Annotated in this window: 7 protein-coding genes; 5 read left to right on the top strand and 2 right to left on the bottom strand. The window is 67.9% G+C overall.

What is annotated here, in order from left to right; all coding sequences use genetic code 11:
• Positions 1-36: 36 nt before the first annotated feature.
• Positions 37-1242 (top strand): multidrug effflux MFS transporter, encoded by a 1206-nt coding sequence (locus tag KW836_RS15230; protein WP_218343806.1) that lies wholly within the window; start codon positions 37-39, stop codon positions 1240-1242.
• On the opposite strand, the gene chrA is transcribed toward KW836_RS15230, so the two are convergent.
• Complete coding sequence (gene chrA / locus KW836_RS15225; RefSeq protein WP_218343804.1) at positions 1239-2495, bottom strand: chromate efflux transporter; 1257 nt, start codon at positions 2493-2495, stop codon at positions 1239-1241. The two genes, KW836_RS15230 and chrA, sit on opposite strands and share 4 nt — an antisense overlap.
• A 239-nt stretch (positions 2496-2734) precedes the next feature.
• Between chrA and KW836_RS15220 the strand changes: the two genes are divergently transcribed.
• Complete coding sequence (locus KW836_RS15220; RefSeq protein ID WP_175121552.1) at positions 2735-3214, top strand: carboxymuconolactone decarboxylase family protein; 480 nt, start codon at positions 2735-2737, stop codon at positions 3212-3214.
• Positions 3215-3235: 21 nt separating this feature from the next.
• On the opposite strand, the gene KW836_RS15215 is transcribed toward KW836_RS15220, so the two are convergent.
• Entirely contained in the window at positions 3236-4678 is a 1443-nt protein-coding gene (locus KW836_RS15215) for a PLP-dependent aminotransferase family protein (RefSeq protein WP_218343803.1), read from the bottom strand.
• Positions 4679-4789: 111 nt separating this feature from the next.
• On the opposite strand from KW836_RS15215, the gene KW836_RS15210 reads away from it, so the two are divergent.
• The 3 genes from KW836_RS15210 to KW836_RS15200 all read left to right on the top strand — a co-directional run bounded on the left by KW836_RS15210 (position 4790) and on the right by KW836_RS15200 (position 19405).
• The gene (locus KW836_RS15210; RefSeq protein WP_175121554.1) at positions 4790-5248 is read left to right on the top strand and encodes a GNAT family N-acetyltransferase; all 459 of its coding nucleotides are present in this window, start codon (positions 4790-4792) and stop codon (positions 5246-5248) included.
• Positions 5245-5883, top strand: a complete 639-nt coding sequence (locus KW836_RS15205; RefSeq protein ID WP_218343801.1) for an FMN-dependent NADH-azoreductase — start codon at positions 5245-5247, stop codon at positions 5881-5883. Before KW836_RS15210 ends, KW836_RS15205 begins: the two co-directional genes overlap by 4 nt.
• A 625-nt stretch (positions 5884-6508) precedes the next feature.
• Positions 6509-19405, top strand: a complete 12897-nt coding sequence (locus tag KW836_RS15200) for an autotransporter-associated beta strand repeat-containing protein (RefSeq protein WP_218343800.1) — start codon at positions 6509-6511, stop codon at positions 19403-19405.

The following is a 19405-nucleotide window of genomic DNA, read 5'->3' as shown; positions in this document are numbered from 1 at the left end:
GTTTTCCCGGGTCTGCAATGGGCCCTAGAGCCTGCAATGAAGTCTGCCTTGACGCCCCGAGGCCAGCGCTGGCTGATCGGTCTTTTGATGGGACTGGTCACGCTTACGCCGATGGCCATCGACATCTACCTGCCCTCCCTGCCCGCCATGGCGCACGCGTTTGACGAGCCCATCGGCGCGCTGCAGGCCAGCATCACGCTTTTCATCTTCGCGGTCGGTCTGGGTCAGGTCTTGATCGGACCGCTTGCCGACCGCTATGGCCGGCGGCCCGTGGCGCTGTGCGGGGCGCTGGCGTATCTGGCGGGCTCCGCGCTGGGCGCGGCGGCGACATCGCTCGACGTGTTCTATGCCGCGCGCATTGTGCAGGGACTTGGCGCGTGTTCCGCGTCGCTGGTGGCGTTTGCCGCCGTCCGCGATTGCTTCAGCCCGGCCGTCGGCGCGCGCGTCTATAGCTATCTGAACGGCGCGCTGTGTACGGTGCCCGCGCTGGCGCCGATGGTGGGCGGCATGCTGGCGCTCCACGCGGGCTGGCGCAGCACGTTCGTGTTCATGGCGGTGTTCGCGCTGGCGTTGGCGGCGCTGCTTGCGCTGCGCTTCGAGGAGACGCGGGCCAAGCAGGCCCACCGCCCGGGCGCGCTGTACAGCCTGCCCCGCTATGCGCCCATCGTTGCCAGCGGCAGGTTCCTGTACTTCGCGTGCTTCGGCATGGCGGGCATGGCCATGATCCTGGTGTTCGTGTCGGCCGCGCCGGTCGTGCTGGTGCAGCAACTCGGCTATTCAGAGCTGGGATTTTCGGCGTGGTTCGGTGGCAATGCGGCCATCAACATCGCCGCCTTCTTCCTGGCGCCGGCATTCATCGCTCGGTATGGCCGCTACACCATGGTGCGCGTCGGCATGACGGCGTTGCTGCTGGCGTCGGCGTTGCATCTGGGGGCATGGCTGTGGGCGCCGCTTTCCGCCTGGATCTTCATGCTGCCGGTGGCGGTGCTGACCGTGGGGTTCTCGCTGGCGTTGGGATCGGGGTTGAGTCTGGCGCTGGAACCGTTCGCGGACCGCGCGGGCACCGCTGCAGCGGTCTACGGGCTGTTCCAGATGAGCGGGTCGGCCGTGATCGCGACCGTCTTGCTCGATAGCGGGATGGCGCCGCAGGCCGCCATGGCGTTGATCGGGGCGGTGATTGTGGCGCCGTTGCTGCTGCTGTCGCCGGCACTGGGCCGGCGGATCGATGCACGCAATGGCTAGACCAGCCAGCCCAGCGACCAGCCGCTGACGGCGGCCAGCAGCACCACCCACACCGGCGACCACCGGCCATAGACCAGCAGCGCAAACAGCAGCAACGCCAGGCCGAAGTCGGCCTTGCCGAGAATCGCGCTGGTCCAGACGGGGTCGTACAGCGCGCCGAGCAGGATGCCGACGACGCTGGCATTCACGCCGGCCACCATGTTGCGCACGCCGGGCCGGCGGCGCAACGTATCCCAGAATGGCAGCGCCGCGGCGAGCAGCAAGGCGCCCGGCACGAAGATGACGCACAGCAGCGTCAGGCCGCCCGCCCAGCCGGACAAGGGGCCGGACGACATGGCGCCCAGGAACGCCGCGAAGGTGAACAACGGGCCGGGCATGGCCTGCGCCGCGCCGTATCCGGCCAGAAATTCCGCGTTGGACACCATCCCGGAAGAGACGGACGCGGTTTCGAGCAGCGGCAGCACCACGTGCCCGCCGCCGAAGACCAGGGCGCCGGCGCGGTAGAAGCCGGCGATCTGGCTGGCCAGCGCCCCGTCCGACAGCAGCGCCCACAATGGCAACCCTGCCATCAACGCGGCAAACAGGCCCAGCGACACCAGACCCGCCGCGCGCGGCACGCCCGACGAGGCATTGGACAGGACGGGCCGGGGCGGCAATTGCAGGAAGGCCGCGCCGATCACCGCACCCAGCACGACGGCCCCGATCTGCGCCAGCGCCGTGGGCAGCACCACGGTGAGCAATGCGGCGGCGATAGCCAGCGCGGCGCGCGGCCTGTCCGGACAGAGCGATCTGCCCATGCCCCAGACCGCCTGCGCCACGATGGCGACCGCCGCGACCTTCAGGCCATGGATGGCGGCCGATTCGGACAGCCAGCCATAGTGGGCAAGTCCCATGGCAAAGCCGATCAGGGCGAGCGCCGATGGCAGCGTGAATGCGATCCACGCGGCCAGCATGCCGGCCCAGCCGGCCCGGCGCAGGCCGATCGCCATGCCGACCTGGCTGCTGGCGGGGCCTGGCAGAAACTGGCACAACGCGACCAGATCGGAAAACGCGTAGTCATCGAGCCAGCGTCGCCGGTCGACGAATTCAGTGCGGAAGTAACCCAGGTGCGCCACCGGTCCGCCAAAGGACGTCAAGCCCAGGCGCAGGAAGACCAGAAACACTTCAAGGCAGGATCCGCGGCCTGTCTGGGCGCGTGCGCCGGTGGTCGGCTTGCTGTCGACATGTTCGTCATGGGGGGATGGGTGCGGCATCGGCTCGGGCTTCTTGGGAGTCGGGGCGGCGATGTCTTTCGGGCCCCAGTTCCAAGCTTATAGCCGGGCCACGGCCGGGATTCAATCGGATAAATGTCAGGAATTGGCGCTTGCCGCGCCTTGCTCGCGGCGGATCATGGCCCATACCAAAAGCGGATTCATGGCACTTCAGCGTTAGGCCAATCGGCCGCATCATGGTCCGGTCAGTTCAACTTCCATCGCATCAGAAAGGTATGCACATGAGCCAGCGTTTGAATTATTTCCAGGTGTCCGAAGTCCTGTCGAAGAAGTATGTCGATTTGAGCATGGCGCTCAAGAAAACCGCCGTGGTCCAGGAATTGGGAGACCTGGTCGATATCCGCGCCTCGCAGATCAACGGCTGCGGATTCTGCCTGGACATGCACGTAAAGGAGGCGACGATCAAAGGCGAGCGCGCGTTGCGCCTGCATCACGTCGCCATCTGGCGCGAATCGCCGCTTTTCTCGCCACGTGAACGCGCTGCATTGGAATGGACCGAGGCGCTGACCACCCTGCCCCCTCATGGCGTGCCGGACGCAATCTACGACGCCGTGCGCGCCCAGTTCACGGAAAGCGAGCTCTCGGACCTGACGTTCCGGGTGGTCGCGATCAATGGCTGGAATCGCCTGAACGTCGCCTTCCGCACTGTTCCAGGTTCGGCCGACCAGGCCTTTGGCCTGGACAAGGCGGGCCTGAACTGACCAGCGCTTGCCTTCCGCGTTTCACATCAGTTGCTGGATCCGGCGGGCCAGTTGCTCCGCCTGCTCGGCCGACACGATGTTGGTGAAGCTCATGAGCAGGCCGGAGCGCGCATCGGGCGCCGCCGACCAGTGCGACAAGGCTTGCGCATACAGGCCGTGCTGCAGCATGCGCGACGCCAGTTCGCGATCGGTCTGATGGCCTTCCAGGCGCGCCACCAGGTGCATGCCGCCCGGCTGCAAATCGATGCGCAAGCGGGACCCCATGACATCGGTCAATGCTGCCGCCGTGGCGTGGCGCCGTTCGCAGTACAGGCGGCGCATGCGCTGGATGTGACGCGCGAAATGGCCTTCGTTGATGAACGACGTCAGCACGGCCTGCGTCAACGCCGGTGCGCCGCCCGCCAGCAGCATACACAGGCGCTCGAAACGCGGCACCTGCTCTTCGGGCACGACCAGATAGGCAAGCCGCATACCCGGGAACAGCACCTTGCTGAAGGTGCCCGAATACAGCACCCGGCCCTGCCGGTCCAGACTTTTCAGCGCGGGCAGCGGACGGCCGACGTAGCGGTACTCGCCGTCGTAGTCGTCTTCCACGATCCACGCGCTGTTGCGTTCAGCCCAGTCCAGCAAGGCCTGGCGCCGGGGCAGCGACAGCGACAGGCTCAGCGGACTTTGATGCGCGGGCGTCACGACGGCCCCCCGGGCCCGCGGCTCCTGCGCGATGCCCGCCTCCACCACCAAACCTTCCGCGTCCACACGCACGGGCACGGCCTGCATCCCGGCCTGCGCCAGCAGCACCCGGGTGGGCGGATAGCCGGGGTCTTCCACCCAGACCGAATCGCCGGGCTTGAAGAGCGCCTGCATGATGAGCTGCATGGTGTTGTTGTAGCCCGACGTGATGAACACCTGGCGCGGCGTGCACTGGATGCCGCGCGCGACCTGCAGGTAAGCCGCCGTGGCGGTCCGCAGCCCAAGCAATCCGGCAGGATCCGGGTAGCCGAGGTCGGGCGGCTGCATGCCGCGCAGATGCCGCGCGCCCAGCCGCGCCCAGATCTTGCGCGGAAAGGCGTCCAGCGCGGGCAGCCCCATCTGGAATGGCAGCGGCGCGGCCGGCCGCGGCCAGCGATCTTCGACCGCCTCGGCGGGCCGGGCCCGGGCCGCCGGGGCCGCCGGGGCCGCCGAGGCCATACGCGCGGCGGGTTGCAGGTTGGGTGCGACCACGGTGCCCGCTTGGCCGCGCGCCTGGATGTACCCTTCCGACGCCAGCAGCGAGTAAGCGACTTCAATGGTGCCGCGCGCCACGCCGATTTCCTTGGCGAGCGCGCGTGCCGACGGGATGCGGTCGCCGGGTTTGAGGGCGCCTTCGGCGATGGCGCTACGGAAACGCTCGTAGACCTGCCGGTACAGCGGGAGGCCGGCGGCGTCGGCGACGGTTTGCAGAGCGTCGGGTGTTGCAGGAATCATGGCATAGTCCGTAAGCGCATTTATGGCCCTTCAAATTATGGCATGCGCTTTTTAAGATTCGTACTCACGGTGGGCGTACGTTCAGCGCCCCAACCCCTGAGGGACTGATCCATGCATACATCCTCCACTGAGCCGGCACTGCGCCATCTGGAGACGCCGGAAGAATGGCGGGCTTGCCTGCCGCTGATGCGCGAACTGCGTCCGCATCTGGCCCAGGCGGACGACTTCGTCCAACGCCTGGCCCGGATGCACCAGGAAAACTACCGGCTGCTGGCCGTCATGCGTGACGGCCAGGCGGTGGCGCTGGCGGGATACCGCTATCAGGAAAACCTGATCTATGGGCGCTTCATGTACGTGGACGACCTGGTCGTGGATCCCTCGGCGCGCGGCAGCCGCTGGGGCGCCCGGCTGATCGCCGAACTGGACCAACTCGCTCGCGATGCGGACTGCGACAAGTTTGTGCTCGATACCGGGCTGGGCAACGCGCTGGCGCAACGCTTCTATTTCCGGCAGGGCCTGTTGACCAGCGCCATCCGGTTCAGCAAACCCTTGAAAGGAAGTTCCGAATGAGCATTCTTCGAATTCGCTGCAGCCCGCGGGGGCTCGAGTCCGAAAGCTATCGCCTGTCGCAGCAGATCATCGACCGGCTGACGCGGACGGGTCCGGCCGGCGGCCTGGACGTCGTGGAGTTCGACGCCACCACCCTCACCCATGCGGATGGCGACTATGCGGCTGTGCTGGCGGCGCGAGACGAACCCGAAGCCGACGGACTGGAAAATGGCTCGCTGCTCGCGTCCGGCGATCTGATCCGGATGCTGGACGAGGCCAGCCACGTCGTGCTGGCGACGCCGATGCACAACTTCACCGTGCCCTCCTCGCTGAAAGCGTGGCTGGACCACGTGGTCCGGGTCCGCCACACGTTTCACATCACGCCCCAAGGCAAGGTTGGCGTGCTCGCTGACAGGCCGGTGTATGTCGCGATTTCGTCGGGTGGCGCGTTCAGCGGTGAAGAGGCCCGTCAGCCGGACTTCCTGACGCCGTACCTGCGTCACGTGCTGGCGACGATCGGATTGACGCAGGTGACCTTTGTCGCGGTCGAGGGAACGGCCCGGGGCCCGGAATGGCTGGAGGTTGGCCGGGCGCGTGCCCAGGCTGCGCTGGGCACAATTTCGTTCGAAAGAACGTCGGAGGAAGCGCCCGCCTGAGGCCGTTTACGCTTGCTTGCGTTTTGATGCGAACGACGCACCTCGCAGTCCCGAAATCCCGCCGGATTTCGGGACTTTTTATTAACGGATTTTGCGCAAAACGAGGCGCGGATTATCAGGCGCTTCGCAATGGATTTATCCGAGCCCAGCAATTCGCATTCCCGGATCGCCAGATGAAATAACGTGCCGAAGAAATTTCATAGCAGCCCGCTGCGGCCATATTGTAGAAATACATGCGTCTTTTCAATGGCTTGAGCCACTAAGTTGAATTCAATCCTGCAATCGTATTCAAGTATTTATTTTCCTCATAAATCTGCGAACGATTAAATGTCATTGCGCCGCAACATTATCAATCGCCAATAATTCACACTGAAACATCAGAAACTAAACGTAGGTTGCATACAGAGATAATCCGCAATTATGTCGAACTATGTCGTTACGTTTGACGCGAATTGTTTACAGCCGCGACCCTCATTTGCCCCCAACACTGACCCCTATTCAGCGGACGGGACAACAACATCAACCGCCGCCGGGTACCTGAAGTTGCAGCACCGCCTTGTCCGTTTGCGGCTGGTTGATGTGTGCGAAAAACGGGTAAGGCTCCTTCCGTCCCCTGGAGCTGACAATGACATCTGGCCACCGGCATGGCTATTTCCCCGTTCCCCTTCATCTGAACTATGTCTGGCGCGTCCTCGCGCTGCTAATGCTGCCCATGCCAGCCGCGCTGGCATGCACGACGACCGGCGCCAGCATCCTCTGCAATGACGCGTGGACGCTGTTGAATCCGAACACGGTCACCAGCAGCGCCAACGATGTTTCGGTACTGGTGACGCCGGCAGGCCAGTCCTCAGGACCTTTGGTTGCACTGCCGGGCTCGGCCGCCGTCAAGCTGACCGGCCGCAACACCACGCTCACCAACCAGGGACTGATCGACCCCACGCTGTCCCTGGCGGCGGTCGGCACGTCTGGCGCGATCATGGGCAACGCGTCAAACGCCGGCGCAGTGCGCGTCAACAACAGCGGCACGTTGTACGGCGCCGGCCTGTCGGTGCTGGGTCTGCAGGTGCTCACCACGCTGGACGGCGCCGCCCTCTCCCTGCGCAGCAATGCCACGGGCAGCATCAACATCGACAACTCGGGCACGATCGGCCTGAAACCGGGCCTGCTTTCCCTGTCGTTGCTCAATCTCAGCCCCGTCATTGCCGCCTATGGCGGCGCGCCGGTCACCGTGAACAATGCGGCCGGCGGTGTCATCAACGGCCGTGTGGGCCTGGGCCGATCGGCCACCGGCAACAGCTTCGTCAACGCGGGCACGATCAATGGCAGCGTGAGCATGGGGCAAAACAGCACCAACACGTTCACCGCCGTGACCGGGTCAACCATCTCGGCGGGCGGCCCGGACGTGGGCGTCGACCTGGCCGTGGCCGGCCTGGACGTCAGCATCGCGCTGGGCTTTGCCCAGGGCGGCACGGTGGACGGCGGCGCGAACGGCAACAACACGCTGGTGTTGCAAAACCCCGGCGCAACCGGCACCACTGGCACCGGCACGGCAAGCTCGACGGTGTACCGCAACTTCAACAACCTGCGCGTCAATGGCGGCACCTGGACGATCAACGGGCCACTGGTCAGCGGCCAGACCACGCTGAACGGCGGCCTGGTCAACTTCGACAGCAACACCGCATTCGGCGCTGGCACGCTTGTCGGCAACGGCGGCGCCATTGCGCCGGCCACGTCGGGGCTGTCGTTGGCGAACGCCATCCAGCTCAATGCGGGCGGCCTGGGCGTCCAGGGCACGAACAACATGACGCTGGCCGGCAACATTTCCGGCGCCGGCGCGCTGGACAAGTCCGGCGCGGGCGTCCTGACGCTCAATGGCACGAACACGCACATTGGCGGCGTGCGGCTCGGCGGCGGCGGATTGGCGCTGGGCGGCAACAGCGCGCTGGGATTGGGCGACCTCGTTGTGTACGGCGCGTCGTCGCTGCAGCCCGGCAGCGCCACCAGCCTGTCCAACAACATCGTGCTCGGCGCCGACCTTGCCCTGACCAACCCCTCCGCCCTCACCCTTTCCGGCGCGCTGTCGGGCGGCTCGGCGCTGGTCAAGAGCGGCGCCGGCATCCTGACCCTCACGGGTGCGAACTCGCATGCCGAGACGCGCATCAGCGCCGGTGGATTGGTCGTGGGCAACAACACGGCGCTGGGCGCGGGGCCGCTCACCGTCAACGGTGCGGCGACACTGGCCTCATCCACCAGCGTCGCGCTGCAGAACGCGATGGTGTTGAACAATGCACTGACGCTGAACGGCGCCGAAACGCTGACGCTGAACGGGCCGATCAGTGCCGCGGGATCGCTGGTGAAGACCGGGTCGGGGGTGTTGAACCTGAACGGCGCCAACACCTATGCGGGCGGCACCACGCTGGCTGGCGGCACGGTCAACGTGGGCGCGTCCGGCGCCCTAGGCACCGGCGTGGTCACCGTCAGTGGCGCGACCACCCTGGCCGGTTCGGGCGTGGCGTTGGGCAACAACTTTACGCTCGGCAACGCGCTGACCGTGGCTGGCGCCAACAACCTGACGCTCAACGGCACGATGTCGGGCGCCGGCGGCACATTGGTGAAGACTGGCACCGGGTCCTTGACGCTTAACGGCACCAACAGTTTCGGCGGCGGCACGCTTGCGGCGGGAACGATCATCGCAGGCGCGAACAACGCGCTGGGCACCGGCGTGGTCAACGTGACCGGCGCGGCTACCGTGGACAGCACTGCGCCCGTCAGCCTGGGCAACCAGTTCGTGCTGGGCGACCGGCTCACCGTGGGCGGCAGCCAGGCGCTGACCCTGGCCGGCGCGCTATCGGGCGGCGGCACGCTGGTCAAGAACGGCAATGCGAACCTGACCTTGTCTGCCGTCAACACGCACTCCGGCGGCGTACTGCTCAACGCGGGCCAGTTGACGCTGGCGAACGCGCAAGGCCTGGGCTCCGGACTGCTTGACGTCCAAGGACCGGCGACGCTGGCCGTGGGCAATCTGACCGTGGACAACAACGTCCGCCTCGGCAACACGCTGGGCATCGCCACCGGCGGACAGGCGTTGAACCTGTCGGGCAACCTGTCCGGCGGCGGCGCCATCGCCTTGAACGACGCCGGCACGTTGACGCTCTCGGGCAACAACACGCATGGCGGCGGTGTCGCGCTGAACGCGGGGACGTTGATCGCCGCGAGCGACACCGCGCTGGGCAGCGGCACACTGGCCGTCGGCGCAGACGCCACGCTGCAGAGCACGGCGGCGCGAAACTTCGTCAACAACGTTGCACTGACCGGCAACCTGACGGTGGCCGGTGCGAACGATGTCGGATTGGCCGGCGCGATTGCCGGACCCGGGCGCGTGGTGATGAACGGCCCGGGCACGCTGACACTGTCGGGCGCCAACACACATGGCGGCACAACCATCAGCAGCGGCACCGTGCTGGCTGGCGCGGGCAGCCTGGGCGCAAGCGTGCTGAACAACTCGAAACTTGTGATCGGCCAGAACGTGGATGCGACCTACGCGGGCGCGATCAGCGGATCAGGCAGCGTGGATGTGGCGGCCAACGCGCAGACGCTGGTGCTGAGCGGCAACAACACATTCACCGGCGGTTTGAACCTGCTGTCCGGCACGGTGGAGACGCGCGGCGGACAAGCGCTGGCTGACAGCGTGGCCGTGAACCTGGGCGCCGGCACGGTGTTGCGGCTGGCGGACAGCGAGACATTCGGCTCGCTTGCCGGCGCCGGCCGGCTGGACCTGGGCGCTGGGGCGACGGTGCAGATGGGGCAGGACAACGCCAGTTCGATTTTCGGCGGCGCGCTGACGGGCGCGGGCAATGTGGTCAAGAACGGCACCGGCACGCTGACGCTTACGGGCAACAGCACGCAAAGCGGCTCGTTCGACCTGGTGTCCGGCGGGCTGGACGTGAACGGCAGCCTGGCCAGTACGCAAGTGAATGTGGGCGCCGGCGCGACGCTGGCGGGCTCGGGCGTCCTGAGCGGCGCGACGACGATTGCCTCGGGTGGCGCGCTGTCGGCCACATCAGGCCAGACCCTGACGCTAGGCGGACTGACGCTGAATCAGGGCTCGCAGATCAACGTGGCGCTGGGCGCGCCGCAGGCCTCGCCGCAGACGCTGGTGCAGGTCAACGGCAACCTGACGCTGGACGGTGACCTGAACGTCACCGACAAGGGCGGCTTTGGTGAAGGCGTATACAGGCTGATCACCTACACCGGCCAGCTCACGGACAACGGGCTGGCGCTGGGATCACTGCCCCCGGGCACCGTGCCGTCGAATCTGCAGATCCAGACCGCCGTGAACCAGCAGGTGAACCTGGTGGTGCAGACCACGGGCAGCAGCGTGCAGTTCTGGAACGGCGCCAAGCAGCTTGCGGATGGCACGCTGGCCGGCGGTGCAGGCACCTGGCAGGCGGGTTCGACCAACTGGACCAATCAGGCGGGCGCGCTGACCCAAAGCTGGGCGGGCAACTTCGCGGTGTTTGGCGGCGCGTCGGGTGGCGCGGTCACCGTAGCCGGCGAACAAGCCGTGACCGGCATGCAGTTCTTCACCGACGGCTACGCGCTGCAAGACGGCGCAATCCGCCTGGCTGAGGGCCCCAACAATTTCCGCGTGGATCCGGCGCTGACCGGCACGGTGAACAGCGTCATCCGTGGTGCTGGCGCGCTGAACAAGCGTGACCAAGGCACGCTGGTGCTGGGCGGCGCGAACGAATACACGGGCGGCACGCAGATCAGCGAAGGCGTGCTGCAAGTCAGTGCCGACAACAACCTGGGCGCGGCGGGCACGGGTCTGACCTTTGCCGGCGGCACGCTGCGCGTGACCGGCACCGGCTACACCGGCACCGCGCGCGCCATCGACATCGGCGCCGGCGCGGGCTTCGACATCGCCGATGCCGGCAATGTCTTTACCTTGAACCAATCCCTGTCCGGCGCGGGCCGCATCACCAAGTCGGGCGCGGGCACGCTGGCACTGGGCGGCAACAACGCCGGCATCGGCGGCGTGACGCTGGCGGACGGCACGATTGCCGCGGGCAGCAACACGGCATTGGGCTCGGGCGTGCTGAACGTCACGGGCGGCGGCGGACTGAATGCGACAACCGCCGTGACGCTGGCGAACGACGTCGCCATCGGCGCGGGCGCGACGTTGACCAATGCAGGCACGAACGACCTGACGCTGAATGGCGTGGTGTCGGGCGCGACCGGCTCGCTGGCGAAGGCGGGTAGCGGCACGCTGACGCTCGCCGGCAACAACACCTATGGCGGCGGCACGGCGTTGATCGGCGGCGCCATCCGGGTCGGTAGCGACACTGCGCTGGGTACGGGCGCGCTGAACGTAGCCGGCGCGTCCAGTCTCTTGACCGACGGCACGCATGCGCTGAACAACGGCATCGTGCTGGACGCAGCGCTGACGACCGGCGGGGCCGGCAATCTGACGCTGAACAACACAATCTCGGGCAACGGCGCCCTCATCAAGTCGGGCGCGGGCACGCTCACGCTCAACGGCGTGAATGCGTACGCAGCCACACGTTTGGACGGCGGCCGTCTGGTGCTGGGCAACAATGACGCGCTGGGCGCGGGCGCGTTGACCGTCACGGCCGATGCCGCGGTGGACAGCGCCACCGGCCTGACGCTGGGCAACGCCATCAACGTGGCATCCGGGGCCGATCTGACGCTGGCGCAATCGCAGGACGCCACGCTGCTCGGGACCATCAGCGGCGACGGCGGCCTCATTGCTGGCGGCGCAGGCACCACGTTGACGCTTTCCGGCGCCAACACGTACACGGGCGGTACGCAACTGAACGGCGGCAACCTGCAGCTGGGCCAGAACGGGTCGCTCGGCACCGGCGCCCTCCTCGTCAACGCCGAGGCCGGCCTGTCGGGTACGACGGGCGGCCCGGCGTTGAACCTGATCAACGACGCGACGCTGAACGCGGCCCTGAACGTAACCGGAGACCGCGACATCACGCTGAGCGGCGTGGTCGATGGCGCAGGTTCGCTGACCAAGAGCGGCCCATCGACACTGACCCTTGCCGGTGCAAACACCTATACCGGCGGCACCACGCTGGCCGCAGGCTCCTTGCGCGTTGGAGACGATGCGGCGCTGGGGACCGGCGATCTCACGGTGAACGGCGCGGCCACGCTGGGGTCGACACAGGCCGTGACGCTGGCCAACAACGTCATTCTGGGTCAGGCGCTGAACCTGGATACGACCAACGGACTGCGCTTTGACGGCGAGGTTTCCGGAACCGGCGGTCTTGCCGCCGCCGGCGCGGGCTCGCTGACACTGGCCGGCGCCAATACTTACGCGGGCGGAACGCAGATCGATGGCGGCACGCTGCAGGTCGGCGGCGATTCGTCTCTGGGCACCGGCGCCCTGACGATTGGTGGCGCGGCGGTTCTGCAGGGGCTGAGCACGCCGGTGACGCTGGCCAACGCCGTGGCGTTGAACGGCGGCCCGCTGGAAGTGTCGGGCGCGCAGAACGTGACGCTGGCGGGCGACGTGTCCGGCGCGGGCGGTCTTGCCAAACTGGGCGCCAACACGCTGACGCTGACGGGCGAGAACACCTATCAAGGCGGGACGACGCTGGGACAAGGCCTGATCGTGGTTGGATCGGACCGGGCGTTGGGCACGGGTGCACTCACCGTCTCGGGCGATGCGGCGCTTGACACGGCAGCGGCCACGACGCTGGCAAATCAGATAGCACTGGCCGGCGGCGACCTGACCGTGAACGGCAGCCAGGATCTGACGCTGACGGGCGACATCAACGGCGGCAACGCATTGATCAAGAGCGGCGGCGCGACACTGACGCTGTCGGGCGATAACGGCTACGCCGGCGGCACGACGCTGTCGGCCGGCACGCTGGTCGCGGGCAGCAGCACCGCGCTTGGGACGGGCGCGCTGGATGTCACGGGTAGCGCAACGCTATCGGCGGCCGACGGCGTGACGCTGGCCAACGCCGTGGGGCTGACGGACTCGCTGACGGCGGATGGCGCGGGCAACTGGACGCTAGCTGGCGACATTACCGGCAACGGCGCACTGGTCAAGACCGGCGCTGGCACACTGACGCTGGCCGGCAGCAACAGCTACGCCGGCGGCACGCAGCTCCAGGCCGGCGCCATCACCGGCGACACCGACAGCATCAACGGACCCGTCGTGGCCAGCGCGGGCACCACCCTCACCTTCGATCAAGCCGCCGCGGGCGCCTACGCTGGCGCGCTGTCCGGCGCGGGCAATCTGGAAAAGGCGGGCTTGGGCACGCTGACGCTCGGCGGCAGCAACGCGCTGACCGGTGGCGTCGGCGTCGCGCAAGGCACGCTGGTCACGCAGGGCAACAACCTCTTCGCTTCGGCATCCGGCGTGCGCATTGACGACGGAGCCACCCTGCAACTGAGCGGCTCCGAATCCATCGCAGCGATTTCCGGCGCGGGCAAGCTGCAGGTGGACGGCAGCCTGGGGCTGGGCGGCGCGGCGGATAGCGTCTTCGGTGGCGATCTGGCCGGCGCGGGCAGTATCGCCAAGACCGGCACCGGCTCGCTGGCGCTGAACGGCGCCAGCAGCCACTCGGGCGTGTTCGACATCAACGGCGGCACGGTGAACCTGGGCGGCACGCTGGCCAGCAACACGGTCAACGTCAACGGCCCGGGCGCCACCCTGACCGGCACCGGCACCGCCAACGGCAACGTGAACGTGAACAACGGCGGCCGGATTGCGGTGAGTTCGGCCGCGCCGGGCGCGCTGACGCTCGGGTCGCTGACGCTGGACAACGCGTCCTTCATCGACGCGCAGCTGGGCGCGCCCAACGCGGGCAGCCTCATCAACGTGCACGGCAACGTCGATCTGAACGGCACGCTGAACATCGATGGCACACCTGACTTTGGCGTGGGCGTGTACCGCATCATTGCCTACTCGGGCACGGCGACGTCGATGAACCTGGCGCTGGGCACCCTGCCGCCGGGCGTCATCACGCTGCAGACCAGCGTGGCCGGCCAGGTGAACGTCCTGAACGAGTCCCAGGCTGGCGAAATCCAGTTCTGGCAAGGCGGCACGGGCACCTGGGACGCAACGACCCAGAATTGGGCCGACGCCACCGGCACGGCTGGTACGTGGGGCAGCCGCTTCGGCGTCTTTGAAGGCACCGCGGGCACGGTCACGCTGGCCGGCACGCAAGGTTTCCAGGGCCTGCAGTTCTCAACCGATGGCTACACCCTGACCGGCGGCGCGCTGAACGCGCTGCCCGGCAGCGATGGCGTTGCCACCTTGCGCGTCGAACCGTCGATGACGGCAACGCTGGACACGCCCCTCCAGGGGAACACGACCATCGCCAAGCGCGACGGCGGCACCCTGGTCTTTACGCAGGCCAACAGCTACGTCGGCGACACGCGGCTGGAAGGCGGCGTGTTGGAGATCAGCGCGGACGACCAGCTTGGCAACGCCGCCAATCGCGTCGTCTTCGATGGCGGCACGCTGCGCTATGCCAATACCGCGCCTGGCACGACTGCACGGGAGATTGCGCTGGAAGGCACAGGCGCCATCGACGTTACCGGCGGCGCGCTCACCGCGGCCGGCACGATATCGGGCGCCGATCCCGCGGCCACGCTCACCAAGACCGGCGCGGGCACGCTGGTGCTGGCAGGCGCCAACACCTACGCGGGCGGGACGGTGCTGCAATACGGCGAGATCAAGGTCGCCTCGAATACGGCACTGGGCACCGGCCTCTTCACGGCGGCCGACGGCACCACCCTGTCGAACGACATCGCCGTCGCGCTGGCGAACGATGTCGCCCTGCAAGGCGGCGTGACGGTCGCGAATGGCGCGGCCATGACGCTGTCCGGCGATGTATCGGGCGCGGGCGGCATCATCAAGACCGGCCCCGGCACCTTGACGTTGTCAGGTGCGAACGCCTACGAAGGCGGCACGCGCCTGAATGCCGGCCAGATCACCGTGGGTGCGCCGGGCGCGCTGGGAACCGGCACGCTGACGGCGGCCAACGGCACGGCGCTGGACGCGTCGGCGCCCGTAGCCCTGGCCAACGACGTGCAGCTCGACGGCACGCTGACCTTGCCGGGCAGCGCCACGCTGACGCTGAATGGCGACATCAGCGGGACTGGCGGCCTCATCAAGAATGGGACGGACACGCTGGCGCTGAACGGCGCAAACAGCTTTCAGGGTGGCGTGGCGCTCAACAGCGGCACGCTCGCGCTGGGCAGCGATACGGCCCTGGGCGTCGGGCTGCTGACCGCGGCTGACGGCACCACGCTCTCGGCCAGCGTCCCGGTCAACGCCAGCAACGCTATCACGCTGGCCGGCACGACGACGATCACCGGCGCCGATTTCGGCCTGTCTGGCGACATCGACGGCGCGGGCGGACTGGTGAAGACCGGCGCCGGCGTGCTGACGCTGTCCGGCGACAACAGCTACCAAGGCGGCACGCAGCTTTCCGGCGGCACGCTTGCCATCGGCAACGACACCGCCTTGGGCACGGGCGCGCTGACAGCGGCGGGCGGCACCACCCTGCTGGGCCTGGGCGCGGCGCTGACCAACGACGTGCAGCTTCAAGGTCCGGTCACCGTGGGCGGCGCGGGCAACCTGGCGCTCAATGGCGTCGTGTCGGGCTCCGGTCCGCTGACCAAGGATGGAACGTCGACGCTGACGCTGGGCAACGCCAACACCTACGACGGGGGCACCGTGCTGGCCGGCGGAACGATCATCGCGGGCAACAACGCCGCACTGGGCACCGGCGGCCTGACCGTCGCGGGTGCGGGCACGCTGCAGGCCGGCGCGCCCGGCATTGCGCTCGGCAATGATATTGGACTTGGCGCGCCACTGACGGTGTCGGGCGTCAACGACCTGACGCTGGCCGGCAACATTACCGGCCCCGGCAGCCTCATCAAGACCGATGCCTCGACCCTGACGCTGACGGGCCAAAACCAGTACACGGGCGGCACGACGCTGGCGGGCGGCACGCTGATCGGCGACACCATCAGCCTTACGGGCAACATCGCCACCTCGACGGGCACGTCCGTCGTCTTCAACCAGGCGCCGGGCAGCGGCACGTACGCCGGCGCCATCACCGGCGGCGGTGGACTGGTCAAGGACGGCGCGGGCACGGTCACGCTGACGGGTCCCAATGCCTATACGGGCGGCACGGTAGTCAACGCCGGCACGCTGGCCGGCAACGCCACCAGCCTGCAAGGCAACATCACCGTGGTGGACGGCAGCGCCATCGTGTTCAACCAGAACGGCGCCGACGGCACCTATGCCGGCAACATCAATACGGTCGGCAACAACACCGGCACGCTGACCAAGGACGGCGACGCGTCGCTGACCTTGACCGGCTCCAATAACGTTGGCGGCGGCACCACGGTCAACAGCGGCACGCTGCTGGTCGACGGCACGCTGAACGGTGGCCCCGTCACGATCAACCCCGGCGGCAATCTGGGCGGCTCGGGCTCCGTCGCGGCAGACGTGGAATTGGAGGACAACGCGCGACTGGTGGCAGGCACCCCCGGCAATCCGATCTCGTTTGCGCGCAGCCTGGCGCTGTCCAACGGGACGCAGCTCGACTTCACGCTCGGCACGCCGAATTCGGCCACGACGGCCGTGACCGTGGCCCAGAACCTGCGGCTGGATGGCGTGCTGAACATCACGGACGGCGGCAACCTAGGCACGGGCGTCTACCGCCTGTTTGCCTACGGCGGCACGCTGACGGACAACGGCGTGCAGTTTGGCACGCTGCCGTCCAGCCTGGCCACGGCTGACCTGCAACTGCAGAACCAGCCCAACCAAATCAACCTGGTGCTGCAGACGCAACCCGGCGAGATCCAGTTCTGGAACGGCGCCAAGACCACGCCCGACGGCATCATCGCGGGTGGCACCGGCACGTGGAACGCCGCGGGCACCAATTGGACCGACACGGCGGGGACCACCGCCGACCGCTGGAACGGCAAGTACGCGGCTTTCTCGGGCGCGGCGGGCACGGTCACTGTCGAAGGCACGCAGAACGTGACCGGCCTGCAGTTCCTGACCGACGGCTACACGCTGGAACCGGGCGCCGCCGGCGCCATCGCGATCGCGCAGGCACAGACGCCGGTCCGGGTTGAAAGCGGCGCCACCGCCACGATCTCCGCGCCCATCACCGGCGCCGGCGGCATCGAGAAGCTGAACGGCGGCACGCTGGTCCTGGACGGCATCAACACCTACACCGGCAACACCGCCATCCGCAGCGGCGTGCTGGAAGTCAGCGCCGACGAGCAGCTTGGAAACGGCGGCGCCGTGTCGCTGGACGGCGGGACGCTGCGCATCGCGGACTCGGCCTTTGCCACGACGGCGCGCAACATCTCGCTGGATGGCGTGGGCGGCGGCATCGATGTCGTCGCGGCGGGTCAGACCTTCACGCTGAACCAGGCGCTCAACGGGACCGGGGCGCTCACCAAGCAAGGAGACGGCACGCTGGTGCTGAACGGCGCCAACGGCTACACCGGCGGCACGGTCATTGCCGGCGGCACGCTGGAAGGCAGCAGCACCAGCATCGCCGGTGCGGTCAGCACGGCGGCCGGCACGACGCTGCGTGTGAACCAGTCCGCGGACGGCGTCTTGTCCGGCCCGGTCAGCGGACAGGGCCAATTGGTGAAGGAAGGCGCCGGCGCATTGACGCTGGCCGGCGTGTCGAGCTACAGCGGCAGCACCCAGGTCAATGCCGGCACGCTGATCGGAGACACGTCCAGCCTGCAAGGCGCCATCGCCAACAACGCGGCGCTGGTCTTCAACCAGGGCGCGGACGGCGCGTTCAGCGGGACGTTGTCCGGCAGCGGCAGCCTGGTCAAGCAAGGCAGCGGCACACTCGCCATCAACGGCAGCCACGCGTACACCGGCAATGCCACGATCGAGGGAGGCACGGTCGTGCTGGGCAGCGCGCAGTCGCCCGCCACGCTGCCCGCGTCCGTCCAGGTCAGCCCCGGCGCCACGCTGGCCGGCACTGGCACCATCGCGGGGCTGGTCAACGCCGGCACGGTCCAAAGCGCGCCCGCGGCGGGCGGCGGCCTGAAGGTCAGCAACAACTTCAGCAATGCCGCCGGCGCCACGCTGGCCGTAAATGTGGGGCCCAGCGCGGCCACCAACCTGCACGTGGCCGGCACCGCAACGCTTGACGGCGCATTGCAGGTGACCAACACCGCGCCACTGACCGCAAACAGCGCCTACACGGTGGTGACGGCGGACCAGGGCGTGCAAGGCACCTTCGCCTCGACGGCCCTGCCCCAGCTTGCCTTCCTGGACGGCGCGGTGGTCTACGACCCCAACAACGTCACGGTGACCTTCCAGCGCAACGACACCGGGTTCGAGACGGTTACGGACACGGCGAACCAGAACGCGGTGGCGCAGGCATTGGGACAGATCGATCCGGACTCCCCGCTGTATTCGTCGATCGTGGGATTGAGCCGGGACGAGGCGCCGGAGGCTTTCAAGCAGTTGTCGGGCGACAGTCATGCCTCGTTGTCGTCGGCAATCGTGCGCAGTTCGGAATCGGTGCGGACGCTGCCGCTGAATCACCTGCGCGACAGCCTGCGTAGCGAAGGCCGCGGCCAGGACGGCGCGTGCGGCGAACAAGGCCGCAGCGCGGGCGGCTACGCCGAGCGCTTCTCGTGCCAGCGCAATGTGTGGACCGAGGTGCTGGGCAACTGGCAGAGCCAGGACGGCGACGGCAACGCGCCCAGCTATCGCCAGCGCACCGGCGGCGTGCTGGCCGGCGGCGACATCCGGGTCGGTGACGGCTGGCGCGTGGGCGTTGCGCTGGGCTACCAGGACAGCACGATCTGGCAGGACAGCCGTAATGCCAAGGCGGACGTGGACAGCTATAGCGTCACGGTGTTCGGCGGCAAGTCGTTCGTCCAGCCCAGCGGCAACGCGTGGAACGTCATGGCCGGCGCGGCGTACAGCTGGCAGGACATCGAGACGAAACGCAACCTGGCCATCGGCGGCGCAAGCCAGGAGCTGAAGACGGATTACCGCGGCAACACCACGCAGATCTTCGGCGAGCTGGGCTATGCCATGCCGGTCTCACCGGATGCGACCGTCGAACCCTTTGTCGGCGCCGCGTGGATCAAGCAGCGCATGGGCGGCTTCTCGGAAGACGGCGGCTCCGCGGCCCTGTCGGCAGACAGCCAGAGCAACGACATCACGACCACCACTGTCGGCTTGCGCGGCAACCTGGACACGCAGATCGCGGGCGCGCCCGCCCGCCTGCGCGCCACGCTCGGCTGGCGCCATGCGATGGGCGACGTCGATCCCGACCGCACGATGGCCTTCGGTTCCGGCCCGGCGTTCACGGTTGCGGGCACGCCCATCGCCCGCAACGCCGCAGTGGCTGAAGTGGGTGCGGAAGTCGCCGTGTCCAAGAACGCCGCGATCGGCCTGAGCTACCAGGGCCAGTTCGGCAGCGGCAGCCGCGAGAATGCGGGCTTCCTGAACGTGCGCTGGAACTTCTGA

Source organism: Achromobacter sp. ACM05, assembly GCF_019218915.1.
Lineage (GTDB): Bacteria > Pseudomonadota > Gammaproteobacteria > Burkholderiales > Burkholderiaceae_B > Achromobacter > Achromobacter animicus.
Note: the sequence above shows the minus strand (reverse complement) of the source record. Positions and strands in the feature narration are given on the sequence as shown.